Origin of the sequence: Microcoleus sp. B7-D4, from assembly GCF_036705125.1 — a bacterium.
Lineage (GTDB): Bacteria > Cyanobacteriota > Cyanobacteriia > Cyanobacteriales > Microcoleaceae > Microcoleus.
This window is the reverse complement of the sequence record NZ_JAUBTT010000123.1, coordinates 1-20,929: the sequence shown is the minus strand read 5'-3', so window position 1 is coordinate 20,929 and position 20,929 is coordinate 1. Positions and strand designations below refer to the sequence as shown.

Sequence of the window (20,929 nt, the reverse complement as noted above, 5' to 3'; positions counted from 1 at the left end):
TACAACAAACTACATTGAAATTTAGTCGGATTTAACTGTAGCATATTTTGGGTTCCAGTTAAGATGCGTTTACCCTGGGCCGGAAAGCCTGTTAATCGAGAATGGTGAAAGATGTCAGCTTTAACTGAGTTGTAGTATTGTCAATAAGGCTTTTCTGAACAGGCTTTTCGGCCTGTTCCACAACAAAATTTCTCTCCTGTGGAACAGGCCGGAAAGCCTGTTATTAAAAAGAGTGCAAGATGTGAGTTTCAATTAACTTTGTAGCGACCTGTTAAAATTTGGATCTGTCGCATCCAAAGAATTAGTGCTAAATTATGAGAGGCGTTCCGCCGGAACGCCTCTACATTCGTTGCGAGCACAGACCAAAAGGTTAGCACATGATTCAGACAGCAGTCACGCCTTTCAAAAACAAAATTAACTCAGCTTTAACTAAAAAGCCGATTACAGTTTTACAAATTAATCTCGGCAAACGCTGCAACCTGGCTTGCACTCACTGCCACGTAGAAGCTAGCCCGACACGAACAGAAGAACTTTCCCCGGAAATTTGCGACCAATTAATTGAAATCATTCGCCGCTTTCCTCAAATTCAAACTGTTGACCTCACCGGCGGTGCTCCCGAAATGCTTTACGGTTTTAAACCGCTAGCGGAAGCTGCCAGGGCGGCAGGTAAAGAGGTAATTGTTCGTTCTAATTTGACGATTTACTTTGAAAAAGGTTTTGAAGATATTCCCGACTATTGCGCGCAGCACCAACTCAGAATTGTGGCGTCGCTTCCCTGCTACCAAGCTGACAATGTGGACAAAATGCGCGGCAACGGTGTTTTTGACAGTTCAATTCGGGCGCTGCAAAAGCTAAATCAGTTGGGATACGGGAAAAACCCAAATTTAACTCTGGATTTGGTGTACAATCCACAAGTGCCGGCAACAGACAAGTTTTCGCTAACACCGGAACAAGGTAAGTTAGAGCAAGATTACAAGCTTTATTTAGCGGAACATTTTGGGATTTGTTTTAATCAATTGTTCGCGATTACCAATTTGCCGGTGGGACGAACTAAGTTCCATTTGGAACATAAGAAACTTCACAAGCCTTATCTGGGGTTTTTGGAGGATAATTTTAATCCCGGTACTCTGGAACATTTAATGTGCCGTAACGAATTGTCGATCGACTATTTGGGCAATGTCTACGACTGCGATTTTAACCAGATGGAAAATCTGCCGGCGAAAACTGGCAGCGGGGAAAGGATAACTGTTGCTAAATTGCTCGAATCTGGCAGTTTAGAGGTGATTCAAGAGGTGCAAACGGCTGCTTATTGTTATGGATGTACGGCAGGTTCAGGTTCTAGCTGTGGCGGTACTTTGATTTGAGCAATACAGTAGGGACACTCCAAGATCCCATAGGTGTCAAGTTAAGGTAGAACCCATAGTCCGGCAGGGGTTTAAACCCCTGCCTCAAAGCTAAAGTCCTCTAAAAGAGGACTGAAGAAGTTATTAGTCCTCTTGAGAGGACTTTCGCTATTAGACAGGGGTTTCAACCCCTGGCGGACTGGCGGGTGGGCGGATGGACTTGGCGGGCTAACAGCTTAAGTTGACACTAATGGGCAGTGCCGTGTCCCTACCCTGGAAACGACGGTATATGCAATGAATGAATGGGGAGTTTAAGCAATGAATGATTCGCGATCGCCCGGTGAAGATCCGCCGCCATCCAACAGGTGGAAGCTGATTTTAGGGATTGGTTTAGCTGTGGCTTTAATTGCAGCGACCAGGTTTTTTAACTTCCAAGGAATTCTGAAAAATGCCCTGGAGTCGATCGCTAGTCTCGGCCCGTGGGGCCCGGCAGCTTTTATTTTAATTTACATTGTCGCAACGGTTCTATTTATCCCCGGTTCTTTGCTGACTCTCGGTTCTGGCGTTTTGTTCGGAGTCGTTGGCGGTTCGGTTTGTGTTTCCATCGGCTCGGTTTTAGGCGCAACTGGCGCTTTTTTGGTAGGGCGGTATTTAACTCGCGACTGGGTTTCCAAACAGATAGAGGGCAATCAAAAATTTAAGGCGATCGACTCCGCAGTTGCCTCTGAAGGATGGAAAATTGTACTGCTGACGCGGCTTTCTCCAATTTTTCCGTTTAATTTGCTTAACTATGCTTTTGGAGTCACGCAAGTATCTCTAAAAGACTATTTTTTCGCATCTTGGATCGGCATGATTCCCGGAACTGTCATGTATGTTTATATCGGTTCCCTGGCCGGGAGTTTGGCTGCACTCGGATCGCAAGGGCGATCGCGCACTGCTGCTGAGTGGGCTCTCTACGGGATTGGTTTGCTAGCAACGATCGCCCTCACCGTTTATGCAACCCGCTTGGCTAAAAAAGCTTTAGACGAAAAAATTTCCCCTTGACACCACAGCGCAAATTTGTAAATTTGTCAAGAGGGTTTTGCCCATACATTATAATACATTGCTAATTTAAAAAAGTCCGTGTTTTCTCTGTGTTATTTATAATTATTTTGTTATACAAACGAGATAGAGATTAAAGATATCGTAAAGCAGTTACCTCAATTAGGTAAACCGAAGGTCAAAATATAAAGCTGATGCCAAAATAGAAGGCAAGGGTGCGATCGGAATAAGAATTTTTTGCAGCCAGGAATGCAAGTCATACCATTTTAAATTTGAGATTTGAGATTTGAGATTGCGAATGACTGATGCCTAGCAGGGTTGGGATCACCGGCCTACAGTTGCATTATTTTCTGAAACTCGTCTCACGACTTGACTGATATTAATTCTGCCGCATGACCAATACCGTTTGATGAATTTGATTCGGAGAGAACATTTGATGATGCAAAACCCAGCAAATCAAGCCGGATCAGTGTCTGCGCCGCGGCCACACCAAGCAAAAAAGCTGCGCCAATTTTGGGCAAACATCAGCAATTCTGCTCAATCGCAGTGGCAGCAAGCGCACAGTCTTTGGCAACACAGACGGCAGCGCCGCCATTTGCTGACCCTGCTAATTCTGGCCACCACGGCTTTAACGATTAGCACAACTGCTTGCATCAGCTATTTTTTTGTGCGCGGGCTAATCCTTGACAATTTAAAGCAAATAGCACTATTAAAACTAGAAAAAGGCACCGATGAAATCGACCGCTGGCTCAGCAGCCGCAAAGCAGAAATAGAAACCATTGCTTACGATCCTACGGTGGGCACTCTCAATTGGCAATTAGTCGAGCCCCGGTTGCAAGGAGAAATATACAGATTAAAAGAGTATTTCATCCTGTCATTAACTCAACCCGACGGCTCATTTATCAACACTTTAGGCAACCGCGCGAACAGCAAAGACCGCCAACACTTTCAAAAAGCAATGGCCGGACAGCTCAACGTTTCCGACCCGCTGATCGGCCGCAGTACAAAAGTTTCTACGATCATCATTTCAGCTCCTATTTGGGCTTTGCCCCCCGCTCCAAATCAAGTAATTGGAGTCCTATCGGGCAGCATTAAATTAGACCGAGTAACATCTGTCGCTAACAGCTTGCTGTACGGTTCTGACAGTTATGCTTTTGCGCTCAATTCACAAGGAGTGCCAATTGTTCATCCCAACAATAACTTAATCGGAAATATCGACCTGCCGACCCCAAGCTTTTTACAGTCAAAAGACCCCGCACTCTCCACAATTGCGCGACAGATGATCGACCGGCAGACGAACATCGAACTGGTAAAAATAGATAACAAATGGGTGTATGTGGCCTATGCTCCCCTCAAGGAAGTTAACTGGTCGATGGCTTTAGTAATTCCCCGCGAAAATATTGAATCCCAACTGCAAGCATTAAATTTGCTGACATCCGTAGTCGCCGGACTGCTCATCCCGGCAATGCTAGCAGCCATTTGGCTAATTTACTCCTCCGAAAACAATCGCGCTCAAGCGGAGCGAGAAGCCATGCTCAACCGGATTGCTGGACGCATTCGCGCTTCCCTGGAATTAGACAAAATTGTGCAAAGTACAGTCGAAGAAATAGTAAGTTTGCTGCACCTAGAACGGGCGGCTTTTGGTTGGTACAAACCGCAAGAAAACAGGTTACAAATCCTGTGGGAATGTTGCCCATCTGATTCTCCGACACAAGCCATAAAGTTTGAGTCTTACTTTCTCGAAAATGTGTTAGTACGGAGTGGTCAAGGCGAACCAATTATTCTTTCGAGCGACACTTGGGCGAAGGGTGTAACTCAACCGCCGGAACTTAAAGCTAATAGCTATTTAGCCGTACCTGTCCAGACTCAGAACCAGCCGCAGGGTTATTTAATTTGCAGCCACGCTACTCATTGGCTTTGGAGCAGGGAGGAAATCCAACTGTTAAAAGCTGTAGCAGACCAATTGGCGATCGCAATTACTCAAGCTCACCTTTACAGTCAAACCCAAGACCAAGTAAAACTGCTTAATAGTGCCTTAAATGAACTGAAAAAAACTCAAACTCATTTAGTGCAGAGCGAAAAAATGTCATCCCTCGGTCAAATGGTGGCTGGGATAGCGCACGAAATCAACAACCCCGTTAACTTCATTTCGGCTAATTTGCCTCACACCAGCAAATATACTAAAGATTTATTAGAGTTGGTGAGTTTATACAAAGAAGCCTTCCCAGAGGTTCCCCAGGAAATCGTAGATTTTACCGAAGAAATAGAGTTAGAATTTATCGAGGAGGATTTGCCGCATATATTGAATTCTATGAAAATAGGAAGCGAACGCATTCGCAGCATAGTTCTTTCTTTGCGAAACTTTTCTCGCCTGGATGAATCTGACAAAAAGCTAGCGGACATTCACGAAGGTATAGAAAATACCTTGCTGCTGCTCTCTAACCGCATTAAGAATAGAATTTATATAGTCAAGAAATACGGAAAAGTGCCTTCAGTCGAGTGCTATCCCTCTCAGCTCAATCAGGTGTTTATGAACTTGCTGAGTAATGCGATCGATGCCTTGAACGAGATCGATCGCCTGGATAAAATTATTACTATTTCCACGGGAGTAGTTCGCGAACATGGCGCTAAATTTCTGAAAGTGGCGATCGCCGACAACGGCCCCGGCATTCCCGACAGCGTTAAAGACCAAATTTTTAACCCATTTTTTACTACTAAAGAGGTGGGCAAAGGTACTGGTTTGGGGTTAGCAATTAGCTACAAAATTGTAGTGGATGGACACGGCGGCAGCATCAAAATTTCTCAGCCTCCGGGCGGAGGCACGGAACTTTTGGTAAAAATTCCTATTAGTAACGGAAAGTAATACCAGTGTAGATTTTAGATTTTAGATTTTAAATTTTAAATTTTAGATTTTAAATTTGGGAATGACTGATGAAATAAGAGTTGGGAGATTGTCTATAGTTGCATTATTTTTGAAAAAGGGTATAAGAAGGAAGTGGAAAGGAAGTCCACGGATTTTGTAACGTTGTAACGGAGGTAAGGGAGAGAAGGAAGAGAGAAGAGCGGCTCAACAGTTTTAATTAATGCTAAGTTGACGGCCGTTGGCTAAAATTAGAAGAGTTTTTGTTAAAGGTGTTTTATGGCTGTTGGCAAGGATACAATTTTCGAGCGCTTTTTGTCGCCCCTGATTCGACTGGCGATCGACGAACAAGCACTGAAACGACTCTACGAAGGTATCGACTGGGAAACAGCGGGCGATCGCTACCGACAACCCGATTTAGTTTATCCCGAATATTACAGCAGCCAAAACTTTCACGGCATTAAACGCGGCTACCTCAACCCCAGTGCCGCCGTTTCCTACGATCCCATCACGCAATATGTTTTGCCTCCCCACGAAACCGTCGTCAGGCAAGGCTTAATTGACGCTGTGCGGGTGAAACCGCGCCGAATCATCGATTTGGGATGCGGCACCGGTTCGACAACGCTCATGCTCAAGCAAGCCTTTCCCGAAGCGGAAGTTGTCGGGCTGGACTTGTCGCCTTATATGCTGGTAGTTGCCGACATGAAAGCGCAAAAAGCCGGCTTAAATATCCAGTGGTTGCACGGAAATGCCGAAAGCGTGGCTTTTGGCGATGCCAGCTTTGATTTAGTCGCAGCTTCCTTGCTGTTTCACGAGACGCCACCTGCTGTATCGCGGGCAATTTTGCGAGAAAGCTTCCGACTGCTGAAGGTTGGGGGACAAGTGGCAATTTTGGACGGAAACCAAAAAACTTTGCGGCAAACAGAGTGGCTGACTGATATCTTTGAAGAGCCTTATATTAAGTCTTACGCTGCTGGCAGCCTTGATGCTTGGGCGGGGGCGGCTGGATTCGCGGCGGTGCAAACTCACGAACACTGGTGGACGAATCAGGTGACGCAGGGCGTGAAACCTTTGCCTGGGGAAGATTTGGAACAGGCTAAGGTGGCGAGGGGGTGGAATTGGGGCGATCGAACTCCTGATGTTGATGGCGATTTACCGGGCATTCCAGCTCCTGCTTGATGTATTGTTGAGGTGTATTTTTCGCCCTTTGGGGGCGGGTTTCATAGATGGTTAGTTTTAGGTTGAGATGGTTGGTAAAACCCGCCCCTACTAACTTCCTAATGACTGATGATTAATGACTAATGACTAATGACTAATGACTAATGACTAATGACTAATGACTAATGACTAATGACTAATGACTCTAAAAGCAGTTTTATTTGATTTTAATGGTGTGATTGTTAATGACGAGCCGATTCACGAGAAAATCATCGCTCAATTGATGCTCGATGAAAATCTCCAGCTCAAGCGTGGGGAGTTTCGAGAAATTTGTTTGGGAAGGAGCGATCGCGCTTGCATTACCGAACTACTCAAGCGCCGAGGACGATTTCTGACAGAAACATATCTCGATCGACTGCTGCAGCGCAAGGCCCAAGCTTACAAAGCTCAAATAGATACTTTGGAGAAACTGCCGATTTATCCGGGTTTGGCAGAATTTATTGATAAAATTCGGCCCGCCGGACTGAAAATGGCCGTAGTTAGCGGGGCAATGCGATCGGATATAGAATTGGTGTTAAATCGGGCCGGTTTGGCCGCAAACTTTGAGTTAATTGTCGCAGGCGACGACTTGACGGCGAGCAAACCAGCACCCGACGGCTATCTATTGGCTGTGGAACTTCTCAACCAGAAATATCCCGACTTTAACCTGCAACCGATCGAGTGTTTGGCGATAGAAGATACTTTTGCGGGGATTGAAGCGGCGAAAAAAGCGGGGATTCAGGTGGCGGGCGTAACTCACACTTACCCGTTTCACATGATCCAGCGCCAAGCTAATTGGACGGTGGACTATTTTGCTGATTTAGAGTTGGATAGAGTGGCGGCACTTTGCTCGATCGCCCCCACTGAGCCGGCTGCGGAAAACACTTGACCTTTTTAGCAGTTACGTGCTAGTGTAAGTGACGGTCTGCGAACGTGAGAGCAAGCAAAACCTGTCAGCCTTTTAGATTCGGCAATCTCGCATCTAAAATGCTAAATTAAAACTCAATCAGGGGAATTAGCTCAGTTGGTAGAGCGCTGCGATCGCACCGCAGAGGCCAGCGGTTCGAGTCCGCTATTCTCCATAAATCAGGGGCATTTCTACAGGTGACGATCGTACTCCAAGCGAAGTGCGATCGTCACTTGCTTTGATACTCGCCTATGCAAGTGCGATCGACGCGGTTGCTGCCTAAGTTTTAACATCAATAACCTGTAAAGAGCGAGAAACCCGCTTTCTATGCAAGTGCGATCGACCCGGTTGCGGCCTAACTGGTAGCATCAATAAGATAATTTATGTAAAGAAACCGGGTTTCTAATTACACACTAATTGCTGAAAAGACGTATTTGGGTGTCTCAACCCGGTTTCAGAACAGAATGCAACGGTAGGTAAGCTCCAAAGCCTTATGTCATAAGTCAATCTAAAATCTAAAATCTAAAATCTAAAATGGTATCAGCCCGGTTTCTGGCGCAGTTGCCCTCAATCCCCACAAAACATTCATTTTGTCAAAAACAATAAGTTTTGTAGCTAAAAATACAACAGTCTGCTGGCGCGAGTCTTAATATCAAGTCACTATGTGTTATTATTCTCAATCATCAGACTCATCTGTTCAAGAGTAACAAGAAAAAATGACAAAGCGATTCGATCGGCGGAAATTTCTTTTATACGGTTCTGCTACCCTAACATCAAGTTTATTTCTAAAAGCTTGTAGAACTCCAACTCCAACAGCAACTCCCGCCGCTTCTCCTTCTCCAACTTCAACAGGAACACCAGCAGCAGCAGGTGGCGGAAACACGATCAAAGTAGGAATTTTGCATTCCTTGAGCGGCACGATGTCCATCAGCGAAAAAAGCGTTGTCGATGCCGAACAATTAGCGATCGAAGAAATTAATAAAGCTGGTGGCGTCCTCGGAAAACAAATCGAAGCAGTAATAGAAGATGGCAACTCAGACTGGCCGACTTTTGCCGAAAAAGCCAAAAAATTGATCGACCAAGATAAAGTTGTCACCGTCTTCGGCTGCTGGACTTCTGCTAGTCGCAAAGCAGTATTGCCAGTATTTGAAGAAAAAAATCATATGCTCTGGTATCCCGTACAATACGAGGGTCAAGAGTGTTCCAAGAACATCTTTTACACTGGGGCGGCGCCGAACCAGCAAATCGAACCAGCAGTTGACTGGCTGCTAGAAAATAAAGGGAAAAAATTCTTCTTAGTCGGGTCTGACTACGTTTTTCCCCGCACGGCAAATACCATTATCAAGGCACAGCTAGCAGCCAAAGGCGGCGAATTAGTTGGGGAAGATTACATTCCTTTGGGCGGGACAGAAGTCACGCCAATTATTACTAAAATTAAGGCCGCTTTGCCAGACGGCGGCGTCATTTTCAACTCTCTCAACGGCGACAGTAACGTAGCATTCTTCAAACAGTTGCAGGGTGCAGGTTTGGGCCCGGACAAATATCCGTCAATGTCGGTCAGTATTGCGGAAGAAGAAGTAAAGGCGATCGGCGTAGAATATCTTAAAGGCCATTACGCCGCCTGGAATTACTTCATGACTGTGGAATCTCCGGCCAATACAAAATTTGTGGAAGCTTTCAAGGCAAAATACGGCAAAGATAGAGTGACCAATGACCCGATGGAAGCAGCTTACATCATGGTTTACCTGTGGAAGCAAGCTGTCGAAAAAGCAGGGACAGCCGACGATTTGGAAAAAGTGCGGGCAGCCGCTTTGGGTCAAACCTTTGACGCGCCGGGGGGCACAGTAACGATGGATGTTAACCATCACCTTTCTAAATTTGTGCGGTTGGGCGAAGTTAGAGACGACGGTTTATTTAACATCGCTTTTGCTACACCACAAGCAGTGAAGCCGGTGCCTTGGAATCAATTTGTCGCTGAAACAAAAGGCTTTGCTTGCGATTGGTCAGACCCCGCAAAAGGTGGCAAGTTCAAAGCTTGATAAGTAGCTAATACCAATTTGGTTAACGTTGGTAACGTATCTTTTATCCCCCTAGGGTGTGTCTTTAAACCCGGAGATCCCCCCCAGCCCCCCTTATTAAGGCAGGGCGGTTTCATTCTCAAGAAAATCGCGATTTTGTAGGGGTAGTGCTACCCCTACTCCCCGTGCCTACCCCCTCCACAGACGACTTCACAGGCGTTTGGGACATGGGGGCAGCCACGGGGGGCAGCCCCTACAAGAGAATGAAACAGCCCTGCTTATTAAGGGGGGAGTAAGAGCATTCTTTCGTCAATCTCTACTCCCTTAATAAGGGGGGAGTAAGAGCATTCTTTCGTCAATCTCTACTCCCCTTAATAAGGGGGAACTGGACTCTTCAAAGTCAACCCCTACTCCCCTTCTTAAGGGAGATTTAGGGGGATCTAGACTCGGCTACAAGCGAAATATACAGAGGGTTTTAGTTCTAAGTTGACACCAATAGGGTAAAACCCGCCCCTAATTATCCCCGAACAAAGTTGATCGACTTGATGCAGGAGTAACAAAATTGGCGATATTAGATGGTTTATTTAACGGCCTTAGCATCGGCGCAGTTTTACTAATTGCCGCCCTGGGATTAGCGATTATTTTCGGGCTGATGGGCGTGATTAATATGGCTCATGGCGAGTTGATGATGCTAGGGGCTTATACAACTTTCGTCGTGCAAAATGTCTTCAAAGGTATCGGAGGATTTGCTTTTGAAACCTATATTTTATTTGCGATTCCCCTAGCTTTTTTAGTAGCTGCATTGGTAGGATTAATTCTCGAACGCGGAGTGATTCGCTATCTTTACGGGCGGCCGCTAGAAACTCTGCTGGCAACTTGGGGCGTAAGTTTAATTTTGCAGCAGTTTGTCCGCAGCGTAAGTTGGGTTCTGGTAATTGGGATTGCGGTGTTTTGTTTGCTGTTTTTTGGCGGTTTGCGGGTGCTGAAATCGCGCCTAGATTTCGATCGCATTCGCAGCAAAATTATCGCCCTAATTTTGCCTTTATCTTTGGGTATTTCCTGGGCGGTGAGCGCGTTTTTAGGGCAAACTTACAAACTGGCAGTAACTCAACCTTGGTTTGGTGCTCAAAATGTGGATGTGACTGCACCGAAATGGTTGCGGGGCGGCATACCGCTGGGCAATTTTCAGTTGCCCTACGCCCGAATTTTTATTATTGTCCTCACCGGAATTTGTTTGGCGGGAATTTACCTATTTTTGCAAAAGTCTGTGTGGGGATTGCGGATTAGATCCGTGACGCAAAATCGCAGCATGAGTGCGTGTTTGGGTATTCCTACCGAACAAGTAGACGCGCTGACTTTTGCTTTGGGTTCGGGGCTGGCAGGTGTTGCGGGGTGCGCGATTAGTTTGATTGGTTCGGTAGGGTCAAATACCGGACAAAATTATATAGTCGATACCTTTATGGTGGTGGTTGTGGGCGGTGTCGGCAAGATTGTGGGGAGTGTAGTTGCTGCGATCGCGATCGGCACTGCAAATTACCTGATCGGTTCGGGAACCTTAGCATTAATGTTCGCTCCTGTCAAGCCTTTAGCCGACTTCTTCACATTTTTCGCCACAACCAGCATGGCAAAAGTAATGGTATTCGCCTTAATTATGGCTTTTCTGCAAGTGAAGCCGGGAGGGATTTTCCCGCAAAAAGGGCGGACGGTAGAAAATTAAAAATTACAACTGCGAGTGTAGCGAAAAATGCAGAAAACACATCAAAAACCCTGGGTAAAAGAAGCGGCAATTGTCAGCGCGATCGCCCTCACATTCATCTTACTCCTCCCAGGAATACTCCCCGACGTTCGGCTCAATCAATTGGGGCGATTTTTAGCACTAGCAATTGCCGCCCTCGGCATAGACTTGATTTGGGGATACACAGGTTTACTTAGTTTAGGGCATGGGGTGTTTTTTGCGATCGGCGGCTACGCTTTCGCCATGCACCTAAAACTGCAAATTCCCCCAACCGCCAGCAGTCAATTGCCAGAATTTATGAACCTCTACGGCGTTACCGAACTCCCCTGGTTTTGGCAACCATTTTATTCATTTCCCTTCTCAGCATTAGCAATAGTTCTCATCCCCGCCATCTTGGGTGCACTTTTAGGTTATTTAGTATTCCGCAATCGAATTCGAGGCGTTTACTTTTCAATTCTCACCCAAGCAGCAACCATTGTATTTTTCAACTTCTTTAACGGTCAGCAAAAACTGATTAACGGAACCAACGGACTCACCGACTTTAAGACCTTGTTCGGAGCCACAGTAAATGACCGAGATACTCAATATATTTTCTACATTCTCACCATACTATTTCTAGCAGCAACTTACGCCCTGTGTCGATGGCTGACCAGCGGGCGTTTCGGCCGCCTGTTAGTAGCCATTCGCGACGACGAAGTGCGGCTGCGTTTCTCAGGTTACAATCCCACAGGCTACAAAGTTTTAGTCTTTGCAATTTCCGCCGGTTTAGCCGGGATTGCAGGCGCATTATTTACCGTACAAACCGGAATAATTTCGCCAAAAGCAATGGATATTGCCTTTTCAATTGAAATGGTAATCTGGGTCGCCGTCGGAGGTCGCGCCACATTATCGGGAGCAATATTGGGAACACTGCTAGTCAACTTTGGCAAAAGTTTCTTGAGCGAACAATTTCCCGAAGTGTGGCTATTTTTCCAAGGCGCGCTATTCCTAATAGTAGTCACAGTGCTGCCCGACGGCTTGGTCGGGTGGCTGCAACATCAAGGTTTCGGTCAAATCCGCAGGTTGTTCAGAAGACCTAAGTACGCATCTACTTACCCCAGCCTGGAACAAGACCCCCAAGTGCAGCTCGAAAAAGAAGAACTTGAACATTGAGTGAAAAAATATCGTGTAATTTAGAAGGAGGCTGACATAAATAAATGTCACCTACAACAGACAAACAAAGCAATCGCCATAGACTTGGCAAAGGCTGCGTTTATCTCTGTCTGAGGAAAGGCAATATATATGTCCACCTACTTAGATATCCGTAGCAAGTAGCTTCGTTCTTTAACTTGAGGGGCAACATATGGCAGATATTATTGACTACAAAATCTACGGCGACGATTTGCAACTCATCGAGATTGAACTCGACCCCAAAGAAGGTGTTAGGGCTGAAGCTGGAACCATGACATACATGGAAGGCGACATCCAAATGCAAACATCCACAGGCGGCGGCTTATTTCAAGGTTTCAAACGAATGCTGACAGGAGCTGGTTTTTTCATTACCACCTTTGTCAACGCCGGAAATCGTAAAGCCCGCGTAGCTTTTGCCGCCCCCTATCCGGGTAAAGTAATTCCCCTTGATTTAGGCCAACTTGGCGGTAAATTTTTGTGTCAAAAAGACTCATTTCTCTGTGCGGCCAACGGCATTGACATTGAGGTAGCATTCACCAAGCGGCTCGGTGCCGGTTTCTTTGGCGGAGAAGGTTTTATTCTGCAAAAATTGCAGGGTGACGGGCTAGCTTTTGTTCATGCGGGAGGAACAATAGTTGAGAAAAATTTGGGAGTTGGCGAAGTGTTGCGAGCGGACACGGGTTGTTTGGTAGCTTTTGCGCCGACTGTAGATTACGATATTCAGTTTGTGGGCGGGTTTAAAAATGCTCTATTTGGCGGTGAAGGCTTGTTTTTAGTCAAGCTAACCGGGCCTGGAAAAGTGTATTTGCAAAGTCTGCCGCTCTCGAAGTTAGCTGAGCGAATTATGGCTGCATCTCCACCTCCAGTGTCGAGCAGTTCGAGCAGTTTTTCTTGAGAGTAAAATAACCATTTATCTGCTTGTGTAGGGTGCGTCAGCCCGCAGATTTCCTGGCTTACCCAGAGACTGTTAACTGACGCACCTTCTAAGAGAAAATCAGCGCTGTCAGGTGCGTCAGCCAACAGATTTTCCGGCTTACCCAGAGACTGTTAACTGACGCACCCTACCCGGAGAAAATCAGCGCTGTCAGGTGCGTCAGCCAAGAGATTTCTTGGCTTACCCAGAGACTTTTAACTGACGCACCCTACCCGGAGAAAATCAGCGCTGTCAGGTGCGTCAGCCAAGAGATTTTCCGGCTTACCCAGAGACTTTTAACTGACGCACCCTACCCGGAGAAATCACCTATGAATGGCAAAGTATTAGAAATAGAAAACTTGACTGTTAGTTTTGATGGTTTTAAAGCCATAAATGGTTTAAATTTTAGTATGGATGCGGGCGAACTGCGAGTTATTATTGGCCCCAATGGTGCCGGAAAAACAACTTTTCTCGATTCAATTACCGGGAAGGTGCAGCCGACAGAGGGCAGGGTGTTATTTAAGGGACAAAATTTACGCAAGTTGTCGGAAGATAGGATTTCGCGCTTGGGAATTGGCCGCAAGTTTCAGACGCCGCGAGTTTACTTGAATTTAACGCCACGCGAAAATTTGGAATTGTCTTGCAGCCGCCATAAAAATGTTTTTTCGACTTTGTTCAAGCCTGCTTCGGCTGCTGAAAAACGCACGGTTGCGGGTTTGTTAGAAACAATTGGTTTAGTTGCTAAGGCTGATATTTCGGCTGGTTTGCTTTCTCACGGGGAAAAGCAATGGTTGGAAATTGGAATGTTGGTGGCTCAATCTCCTGATTTGTTGTTGGTAGATGAACCTGTGGCGGGTTTGACGGATGAGGAAACGATGTTAACTGGAGAGTTGCTGATTTCGCTGGCCGAAAGTCATTCGGTGTTGGTAATTGAGCACGATATGGAGTTTGTGCGGCAAATTGCGCGGCAGGTTACGGTGTTGCATCAGGGTGCGGTTTTGTGTGAGGGGACTATGGATGAGGTGCAAAATGACGATCGGGTAATTGAGGTATATTTGGGAAAACCTGAAGAATAGTTATTAGTCAACAGTCAACAGTGAACAGTGAACAGTTAACAGTCAACAGTCAACAGTCAACAATTATGCTACAAGTCTCTAATTTGAATGTTTACTACGGCGAAAGTCACATTTTGCGCGATGTCGATTTAAGCGTAAATGCTGGGCAAATGGTTTGCTTGATCGGCCGCAATGGTGTGGGCAAAACTACTATGCTAAAAACGATTATGGGGTTGCTGCAACCGCGCAGTGGCACTATTGCTTTTGGCGGAGAATCTATTGCTTCTAAGTTGACTTACCAGCGGGCTAGATTAGGCATTGGTTATGTGCCTCAAGGGCGTGAAATTATTCCACGTTTGACGGTAAAAGAAAATCTTTTGTTAGGTTTGGAAGCGAAACCAACCAAAACCAAAAATCCTGAAGTTCCTGATGAAATTTTTGAGTTATTTCCGGTTTTGAAAACTATGCTCGATCGCCTGGGAGGTGATTTGAGCGGGGGACAGCAGCAGCAGTTAGCTATTGCTAGGGCTTTGATGGGTGAGCCGCAGTTGCTGGTTTTGGATGAACCGACGGAGGGGATTCAACCATCCATTATTTTAGACATAGAAGCTGCGGTGCGCCGTGTGGTTGCGACTAGGGGGATTTCTGTTTTGTTGGTGGAGCAACATTTGCATTTTGTGCGGCAAGCTGACTGGTATTATGCTATGCAAAAAGGCGGGATTGTGGCTTCTGGAAGCACTAGCGAGTTAAGTGATGAGGTGATTCAGAGGTTTTTGGCTGTTTGAATAGAATTGAAGGAAGGCACGACAAGGATTTGGACGATGACAGCGAGCGCATCAAAGAGCAAGAAGGGCAAGCGTTTAGATTGGAAAAATGGCCTATTCGTCTGGGTTCGCTTGGTATTCTGCGATCGCAGTTTGGATTTCCTCGGCGGAGACATTTGCTTGTTCTGATTTCGAGTAAATCAGGTGTAAAACAACTTGAGTCGGTGATTCAACTTGATAAATCAAGCGATAACCGCCGCTCTTACCAACTTGGGAATCACTGTTTTTAGCCCGGACTTTGTAAACGGTGTATTGAGTCCCTGTAATCTGGTTTCCTATGAAGTTTCCTTGGATAAGCTCATCAAGGACTGGCTGAATATCGGTTTGAATTTGGCGATACTTTTTAGCGAGTCCTTTGAGGCGACGTTTGAAGAGTACCGTGAACGTGACTTGGACTGACATATCAGACATTGATACCGTCCCAGAGTTCCGATATGGGAAAGGTTTGTCCCGCTTTGGCTTGGTGGAGGGAGGCTTTCAGATCGGCGAGGATTTGCTCGTTGGAGTCGGTATCTGAGTCAAAATCTGAGTCTAAGTCTGGGGCGATCGCGGATTGTGTCCGACTGGTCAAAAATTCCAGAAATGCCAGCGTTTGCTCTAAAAGTGGCTCAGGAGTCCGTTCGATCGCTTCGAGAAGGCGTTGTTTAATCGGCGACATAAGACTACCTCTATTATTAATTATTTTTTCTGCCGTCGGGCATTGTGGTGCCGGCCATACTTGCTCGATCGATACTAGCGCCATCTATATTAGCATTGCGGAGGTTGGCATCGGAAAGATTGGCATCTCTCAAGTCGGAAAATCGCAGGTCTGCACCGTCTAGATTTGTCTTGGTCAAGTTGGCTTTTCTGAGGTTAGCGTTGCTGATTCTCGCTCCTACTAATTCGGCTCCGCTTAAGTTTGTGCGAGCTAGATTGGTGTTGACAAAATCTGATATCTCGAAGCGACTACCGCTGAGGTTGGCATCTGATAAATCTGCTCCTGTAAGGATGGGATTTTTTAAGTTAAGGTTAACTAATTTTACTGCTCGGAGGTCGCAGCGGGAGCAGCTTTGAGTTAGCAGCAGCGTTTCGACGTTGGCGTTGATTTGGTCGATTTGTTGCTGGGAGAAATTTTCGGCAAATTCTGGGGAGACGTAGCCGAGGTTTTTGGGGTCGGCTGGTTTTGGTTGGGGTGTTTGGATTGGGGGTGTTTGGATTTGTTGGGGTGTTTGGATGGGTTGAGGTGTTTGTGGTTGGGGTGTTGGGATTGGTTGGGGTGTTGGGATTGTTTGGGGTGTTGGGATGGGTTGGGGTGTTGGGATGGGTTGGGGTGTTTCTATTTGCCCGATCGCACTTAGTTGCAGCCCCACCTTCGGCAAATCGAGAGTTGCTGCAAAAATTACTAGGGCGATCGACATTATTGTGAGTTTTTTCATAAATCTCTAACTTTTTGTTTGCCAAAATACCATTTATATGGTATGATACCTCGAAAAGTGAACCCTCTACATTTCGCTAAATAGATCGAAATTCAGATAAAAAACTTCGGAACCATCAGGTGCGCGAATTAACTTTTCTATTACCGGAGGCAGTTGCTGTTGACGGTACAATTCTGGAATCTCGCAGAAGCTTTCTTCGGTAATTTCCAAAATTTTTGGCATATTAGGAAGGGGAATCCCCAACCGATCGCTTTTATTTAAGGTACAAATAATCAGGTATTTGCAGTCAGCAATGCTCGGACTGCTGGGAAATATTGTGGATAAATTAATTATGGTAATCAGTTCTTCTTGATGCCGCAGTAAACTATTACCGTTAGGTAAAATACCGTAGACATTAAAGTTTTTAACAATGCGTTCCACACGCTCAATAGGAACAGCATAGTAAATATTTCCTAGTTCAAAGGAAACCATTTTTTTAGGGGCAATTCTAACAGTGGCTTGTTTCTTGCTCCGAAAGCGGCGATTGTAATTGGCGTGAGTCATTCGATTTTAGATTTTAGATTTTAGATTTTAGATTGACGATTATTGGATTGAAGATTATTGGATTTTATACCAATTTAATGTGAAGTTGCACATCATATCTCGATCCCCCTAAATCCCCCTGATTGTTGGGGAGTAGGGGTTGACTTTGAGAAGAATCTTGTCCCCCCCTTATTAAGGGGGGCTAGGGGGGATCGAGATATATGCAGCCTCATACAAAATTGGTATTAGATTTTAGATTATTCGATTTTAGTAGGTGAGTCGGGTGCGTAGTTCCCACTATTATTCGCGGGTGCAATTACTTTTTGCCTAAGTTTTGTTTGAGATTAGGGATTATTTGATTGGAAATTTGAGATTGTGGATTAAATTATTGAGTGGTGGATTAATTTGGGGATAGCTTGTAAAAGTTGGGCTTCGCTGTAAGGTTTGGTGAAGTATTGATTTGCGCCTAATTCCATTGCCATTTGCCGATGTTTTGCCCCGCTACGGGATGTCAGCATAGCTACGGGAATCTTAGCAAACCGCTCAGTCGATCTGATCGATCGCAACAATTCAAATCCATCCATCCGGGGCATTTCAATATCCACGATCGCCAAACTGCAATCAAGACCATTTTGCAACTTTTCCAGGGCATCCACACCGTCTTTAGCCTGTACCACCCGGTAGCGAGCACGAGTCAGCGTCAGAGACAGCAACTGGCGAATTGTATAGGAATCATCCACTACCAAAATCTGCGGTGACTGACTCGAACTCGCCGGCATCTCCTGCACTTTACCGGAGACAGCGGCGATCGAACTATTTACCCCAGGTTGGCCCACCAAATCATCCACATCCAGAATATTCACCACGCGCCCGTCCCCCAAAATCGTAGTCCCCAAAACGCCGCGAGGCTTGGATAGAGGCGGCGGCAAAGGTTTAACCACAATTTCCTGCTGACCGATCAGCCGTTCCACTGCCACGGCCAGCATTCCTTCGGTAGAAGCCAAAACCAGAACCGGAATTTCGTCTTGGGTCAAAGGATCAGGAGAGGGGGCATCCGGCCCGACGACGCTGTATTCGAGCAAATCTTGCATTCTCACCAAACGAATAAATTCCTCCCGCCACCACAGCATCGGCTGATTGCCGGCAATGTGAACTTCCGAGGCTTTAATGTGCAGAATTTCCTCGACTGCATCAAGCGGCACTGCTATTTTATTGTGATCGGTTTTCACCATCAAAGCATCAGTAATCGACAGCAGCAGTGGCAGTTTAATGATAAAACTCGTACCTTTTCCCAGGCGAGAGTCTACCTTCACAGTTCCCCGCACAGTCCGCAAATTTGTTCGCACCACGTCGAGCCCGACTCCCCGCCCCGAAAGGTCGCTGACCCCTTCAGTAGTGCTGAAACCCGCCCAAAACAGAAAATCGTAGAGTTCGGCAATGGAAAATTCTTGAGCTTGTTCCTCCGTAGCCAAACCCTTTGTGACAATTTTACGGCGAATCATTTCCGGGTCAATGCCTTTGCCATCATCGGCGACAGTAATAATAGTTTGGCCGCCTTGGTGGCGGGCTTCTATTTCTATTTGACCGCTGGCCGACTTGCCGCTTGCTTTCCGAACTTCGGGCATTTCGATGCCGTGGTCGAAAGCGTTTCTCACTAAGTGTATTAAGGGGTCGCGCAAAGCGTCGAGCAAACTTTCGTCAATTTTGGTATCTCTTCCCACTAGCAGCAGGTTGACATCTTTATCGTATGTGATACACATCTCCCGGAGGGCTCTGGGCAAGTGATCGACGGCGCGACTGAAACTCACGACTCGCAACTGCATGACACGGCTGCGTAGTTGTTCGGTAATGCGGCGCAGTTGGTCGGTACTGCGCTCGAATTTCATGGCTAAGGTGTCTAATTTGGTGGCGGACTGAGAAATTGCTTGGGCAGTTTCGATGACTTCTGCGGCTGTCGAGTGGAACTCTGTATAACGATCCATCTCCAAGATATCGAAGTGAGCATGAACCGGAGAGGATTTGCCGTTAGCAATCATGGGGAATTCTGTTTCTGCAGCGGCAAGTTTTCCCAATCCAGAGTTCCCGTTTCCCCCTCTCCACTCTGCAAAGCTCAGTCTGTCGTATTCTTCTCGCAACTGACCGCCGAATTGGTTCAAATCTACGATATTGCGGCGGATGCGCTTGACTTCGCCGCGCAGTTCGGATTCTTGAAGTTCTAAATTTGTACGGTTGATGACTAATTCCCCGACTAGATTCACCAATTCAGTTAAGCGTTCTAAGTCTACCCGGATTGTCGGCCTTTGCGGGTTGGGGACTGGGAGAGTCGGGGAGGGGGAGATTTCGGGGGGAGTGGGAGTGGGGGAGATTTCGGGGGGAGTGGGGGAGAGGAAGAGGGGGAGAGTGGGAGTGGGGGAGAGTGGGAGAGTGGGAGTGGGGGAAATTTCGGGGATGTCGATCGCCCTTCCTTCCAATATTTGTTGGCGTGCGGTTTGCAAGTTTTGGGCGATCGCCCAACCGTCGGATTGCAACCGTTGTACAGTCAAGTCTGGAGAGTCAATCAAATCTCGGAGGGCTGCGGCGACTTTCCCAAAATCCGGCAATTGCAGCATTCCAGCCAAACCGGAGAGTTGGTAGTAAACCTGGTTGAGGGCGGTGACGCTTGTTGCCAAATCTGCTTCGGAACCTTGGGAAAGCTCGGTTTCTAGGCGATTGAAGAGTGCCGGCACTTGCTGTTCAAAAATCTGTTTCAGGGTTTCGGGGGCGGGCGATTGGCTGACTGCGGGAACTTGCGGCGGTTCTGACTTGCCGTACTTGGCCTGGAACTGGGCGAAAATTTGGGCGATCGCCTCCAAGTTTTCCGTTTGATCCGGAGTTGTAATATCGGAGTGTTGAACTGATTCGATCGTAATCTTTTTGAGAGCATCCACCCCCTGCAGCAAAACACTCACAGTAGTCGGTTCCAGGGCCGCCAAGTCTGTGCGATCGCGCAAAATGACAAAACAGTCCTCCAGCGTGTGAGCCGCCGCCGATACGTTTTGAAAGCCCAACATCGAACCCGCACCTTTAATCGAGTGAGCGGCCCGAAACATTTCTTTAACTGCAGCTTGTCGCTCTTTCAAACCCGCAGCTTCCATCGCCAGCAGATTTGTTTCCATTGACTGGAGAAACTCTTCGCATTCTGCCGTAAAAGCATCTATTAATTCGTTTAAATCGTCATCATTCATATGAGCGGCCAAGATAAGCGGCCAGTAGTTTTGAACTCTTACCGATAACCTCGGTTCTTTGCTAATCGTTTGAACTCAAGGAATTTTCTAAGGAATTTTCTTTCGTTATTTCCGATCGCAAGCCAAGTTGTTGCCGCACTGCTTGCAATGATTTTCCTCTTTTTGCCTTCGGGCGATCGCTTGGAGGTGGCACATCGTCAGCCGAAATAACTGGTTTTTTTAGAGCAGCAAGGAGTTGGTTTAATTCTTCTTGAAGTTCTTCCACTGATTCTCCAAAAGGTGCGGTTTCTTTTTCAGAGCAGGCTGCGATCGCACCCTTATCGTCATAATACACCGTGCGAATTGTGTACCCGCCATCCTCAAAAAATACTCGATAATCCCAGTTCATCATAGTTCTTCCTCTTCTCCTTGAAATATGTATATATTCTCATGCTTGCCAGCGATGCGATCTCTACTGACAATTTTAACTTGCTTGTCAACTTTGTACAAAACCTGATATACGCCCACTCTCAATTCCCATTCTGCTGTATTATTTGGACGCAGGGCTTTCCGGTTGCGCGTCTCAGTAGTGGGTTCATAACAAAGGTTAGCCTCAATACCGTCAACAATTACATTCTGTTCGTGTTTCGTGAACGAACCTGACGGTCAACTGAGTACAGTTAGACCGCAGGCTTCTTTTTCCTTTTTTTTCTCATGCTTTTTTGA

The 20,929-nt window shown here is 46.4% G+C and carries 17 protein-coding genes and 1 tRNA gene; 12 read left to right on the top strand and 6 right to left on the bottom strand.

The window, feature by feature from the left end; translation table 11 throughout:
- The first annotated feature begins 377 nt into the window (after window positions 1–377).
- From arsS to urtE, 12 genes are all read left to right on the top strand, one after another.
- Window positions 378–1,364, top strand: a complete 987-nt coding sequence (gene arsS, locus QUB12_RS32800; protein WP_333145638.1) for an arsenosugar biosynthesis radical SAM (seleno)protein ArsS — start codon at window positions 378–380, stop codon at window positions 1,362–1,364.
- Window positions 1,365–1,661: 297 nt separating this feature from the next.
- Window positions 1,662–2,387, top strand: coding sequence for a TVP38/TMEM64 family protein (locus tag QUB12_RS32795; protein ID WP_333145640.1), 726 nt, complete (start codon window positions 1,662–1,664; stop codon window positions 2,385–2,387).
- Between the two features lie 406 nt (window positions 2,388–2,793).
- The gene (locus QUB12_RS32790) at window positions 2,794–5,247 is read left to right on the top strand and encodes an ATP-binding protein (RefSeq protein ID WP_333310379.1); all 2,454 of its coding nucleotides are present in this window, start codon (window positions 2,794–2,796) and stop codon (window positions 5,245–5,247) included.
- A 276-nt stretch (window positions 5,248–5,523) separates the two neighbouring features.
- The gene (locus QUB12_RS32785; protein ID WP_333145643.1) at window positions 5,524–6,423 is read left to right on the top strand and encodes a methyltransferase domain-containing protein; all 900 of its coding nucleotides are present in this window, start codon (window positions 5,524–5,526) and stop codon (window positions 6,421–6,423) included.
- A 178-nt stretch (window positions 6,424–6,601) separates the two neighbouring features.
- Window positions 6,602–7,330, top strand: a complete 729-nt coding sequence (locus QUB12_RS32780; RefSeq protein WP_333145646.1) for an HAD family phosphatase — start codon at window positions 6,602–6,604, stop codon at window positions 7,328–7,330.
- Between the two features lie 120 nt (window positions 7,331–7,450).
- Window positions 7,451–7,523 (top strand) — tRNA-Ala (locus QUB12_RS32775).
- A gap of 541 nt (window positions 7,524–8,064) precedes the next feature.
- Window positions 8,065–9,387, top strand: a complete 1,323-nt coding sequence (gene urtA, locus QUB12_RS32770) for an urea ABC transporter substrate-binding protein (protein WP_333310378.1) — start codon at window positions 8,065–8,067, stop codon at window positions 9,385–9,387.
- Window positions 9,388–9,928: 541 nt separating this feature from the next.
- Complete coding sequence (locus QUB12_RS32765; RefSeq protein WP_333145652.1) at window positions 9,929–11,083, top strand: ABC transporter permease subunit; 1,155 nt, start codon at window positions 9,929–9,931, stop codon at window positions 11,081–11,083.
- A 27-nt stretch (window positions 11,084–11,110) separates the two neighbouring features.
- Window positions 11,111–12,253: an urea ABC transporter permease subunit UrtC gene (gene urtC / locus QUB12_RS32760; RefSeq protein ID WP_333310376.1), complete on the top strand. Its 1,143-nt coding sequence runs from the start codon at window positions 11,111–11,113 to the stop codon at window positions 12,251–12,253.
- Window positions 12,254–12,443: 190 nt separating this feature from the next.
- Entirely contained in the window at window positions 12,444–13,166 is a 723-nt protein-coding gene (locus tag QUB12_RS32755; RefSeq protein ID WP_333310374.1) for a TIGR00266 family protein, read from the top strand.
- 347 nt (window positions 13,167–13,513) lie between these two features.
- A complete protein-coding gene (gene urtD, locus QUB12_RS32750) occupies window positions 13,514–14,260 on the top strand; it encodes an urea ABC transporter ATP-binding protein UrtD (protein ID WP_333101927.1) in 747 nt (248 codons plus the stop codon).
- A 65-nt stretch (window positions 14,261–14,325) separates the two neighbouring features.
- Window positions 14,326–15,024, top strand: a complete 699-nt coding sequence (urtE, locus tag QUB12_RS32745; protein WP_333145659.1) for an urea ABC transporter ATP-binding subunit UrtE — start codon at window positions 14,326–14,328, stop codon at window positions 15,022–15,024.
- Window positions 15,025–15,117: 93 nt separating this feature from the next.
- Here urtE and QUB12_RS32740 read toward each other — a convergent pair whose 3' ends face one another.
- From QUB12_RS32740 to QUB12_RS32715, 6 genes are all read right to left on the bottom strand, one after another.
- Window positions 15,118–15,474, bottom strand: coding sequence for a type II toxin-antitoxin system mRNA interferase toxin, RelE/StbE family (locus tag QUB12_RS32740; protein WP_333145661.1), 357 nt, complete (start codon window positions 15,472–15,474; stop codon window positions 15,118–15,120).
- Entirely contained in the window at window positions 15,467–15,721 is a 255-nt protein-coding gene (locus tag QUB12_RS32735; RefSeq protein WP_333200362.1) for a hypothetical protein, read from the bottom strand. The genes QUB12_RS32740 and QUB12_RS32735 overlap by 8 nt, the downstream gene beginning before the upstream one ends.
- A 16-nt stretch (window positions 15,722–15,737) precedes the next feature.
- Window positions 15,738–16,478, bottom strand: a complete 741-nt coding sequence (locus QUB12_RS32730) for a pentapeptide repeat-containing protein (protein WP_333310372.1) — start codon at window positions 16,476–16,478, stop codon at window positions 15,738–15,740.
- A 66-nt stretch (window positions 16,479–16,544) separates the two neighbouring features.
- On the bottom strand, window positions 16,545–17,021 hold the full coding sequence (locus QUB12_RS32725) for a chemotaxis protein CheW (RefSeq protein WP_333310370.1): 477 nt from the start codon (window positions 17,019–17,021) through the stop codon (window positions 16,545–16,547).
- A 359-nt stretch (window positions 17,022–17,380) separates the two neighbouring features.
- On the bottom strand, window positions 17,381–20,224 hold the full coding sequence (locus tag QUB12_RS32720; RefSeq protein WP_333310368.1) for a hybrid sensor histidine kinase/response regulator: 2,844 nt from the start codon (window positions 20,222–20,224) through the stop codon (window positions 17,381–17,383).
- A 61-nt stretch (window positions 20,225–20,285) separates the two neighbouring features.
- Window positions 20,286–20,615: a hypothetical protein gene (locus tag QUB12_RS32715; protein WP_333148424.1), complete on the bottom strand. Its 330-nt coding sequence runs from the start codon at window positions 20,613–20,615 to the stop codon at window positions 20,286–20,288.
- Between the last annotated feature and the right edge of the window lie 314 nt (window positions 20,616–20,929).

Excerpts from the sequence above, each read along its gene's own strand:
- arsS (WP_333145638.1), top strand. The coding sequence starts at position 378 with ATGATTCAGACAGCAGTCACGCCTTTCAAAAACAAAATTAACTCAGCT.
- QUB12_RS32795 (WP_333145640.1), top strand. The coding sequence starts at position 1,662 with ATGAATGATTCGCGATCGCCCGGTGAAGATCCGCCGCCATCCAACAGG.
- QUB12_RS32790 (WP_333310379.1), top strand. The coding sequence starts at position 2,794 with ATGAATTTGATTCGGAGAGAACATTTGATGATGCAAAACCCAGCAAAT.
- QUB12_RS32785 (WP_333145643.1), top strand. The coding sequence starts at position 5,524 with ATGGCTGTTGGCAAGGATACAATTTTCGAGCGCTTTTTGTCGCCCCTG.
- QUB12_RS32780 (WP_333145646.1), top strand. The coding sequence starts at position 6,602 with ATGACTCTAAAAGCAGTTTTATTTGATTTTAATGGTGTGATTGTTAAT.
- urtA (WP_333310378.1), top strand. The coding sequence starts at position 8,065 with ATGACAAAGCGATTCGATCGGCGGAAATTTCTTTTATACGGTTCTGCT.
- urtC (WP_333310376.1), top strand. The coding sequence starts at position 11,111 with ATGCAGAAAACACATCAAAAACCCTGGGTAAAAGAAGCGGCAATTGTC.
- QUB12_RS32755 (WP_333310374.1), top strand. The coding sequence starts at position 12,444 with ATGGCAGATATTATTGACTACAAAATCTACGGCGACGATTTGCAACTC.
- urtD (WP_333101927.1), top strand. The coding sequence starts at position 13,514 with ATGAATGGCAAAGTATTAGAAATAGAAAACTTGACTGTTAGTTTTGAT.
- urtE (WP_333145659.1), top strand. The coding sequence starts at position 14,326 with ATGCTACAAGTCTCTAATTTGAATGTTTACTACGGCGAAAGTCACATT.
- QUB12_RS32740 (WP_333145661.1), bottom strand. The coding sequence starts at position 15,474 with ATGTCTGATATGTCAGTCCAAGTCACGTTCACGGTACTCTTCAAACGT.
- QUB12_RS32735 (WP_333200362.1), bottom strand. The coding sequence starts at position 15,721 with ATGTCGCCGATTAAACAACGCCTTCTCGAAGCGATCGAACGGACTCCT.
- QUB12_RS32730 (WP_333310372.1), bottom strand. The coding sequence starts at position 16,478 with ATGAAAAAACTCACAATAATGTCGATCGCCCTAGTAATTTTTGCAGCA.
- QUB12_RS32725 (WP_333310370.1), bottom strand. The coding sequence starts at position 17,021 with ATGACTCACGCCAATTACAATCGCCGCTTTCGGAGCAAGAAACAAGCC.
- QUB12_RS32720 (WP_333310368.1), bottom strand. The coding sequence starts at position 20,224 with ATGAATGATGACGATTTAAACGAATTAATAGATGCTTTTACGGCAGAA.
- QUB12_RS32715 (WP_333148424.1), bottom strand. The coding sequence starts at position 20,615 with ATGATGAACTGGGATTATCGAGTATTTTTTGAGGATGGCGGGTACACA.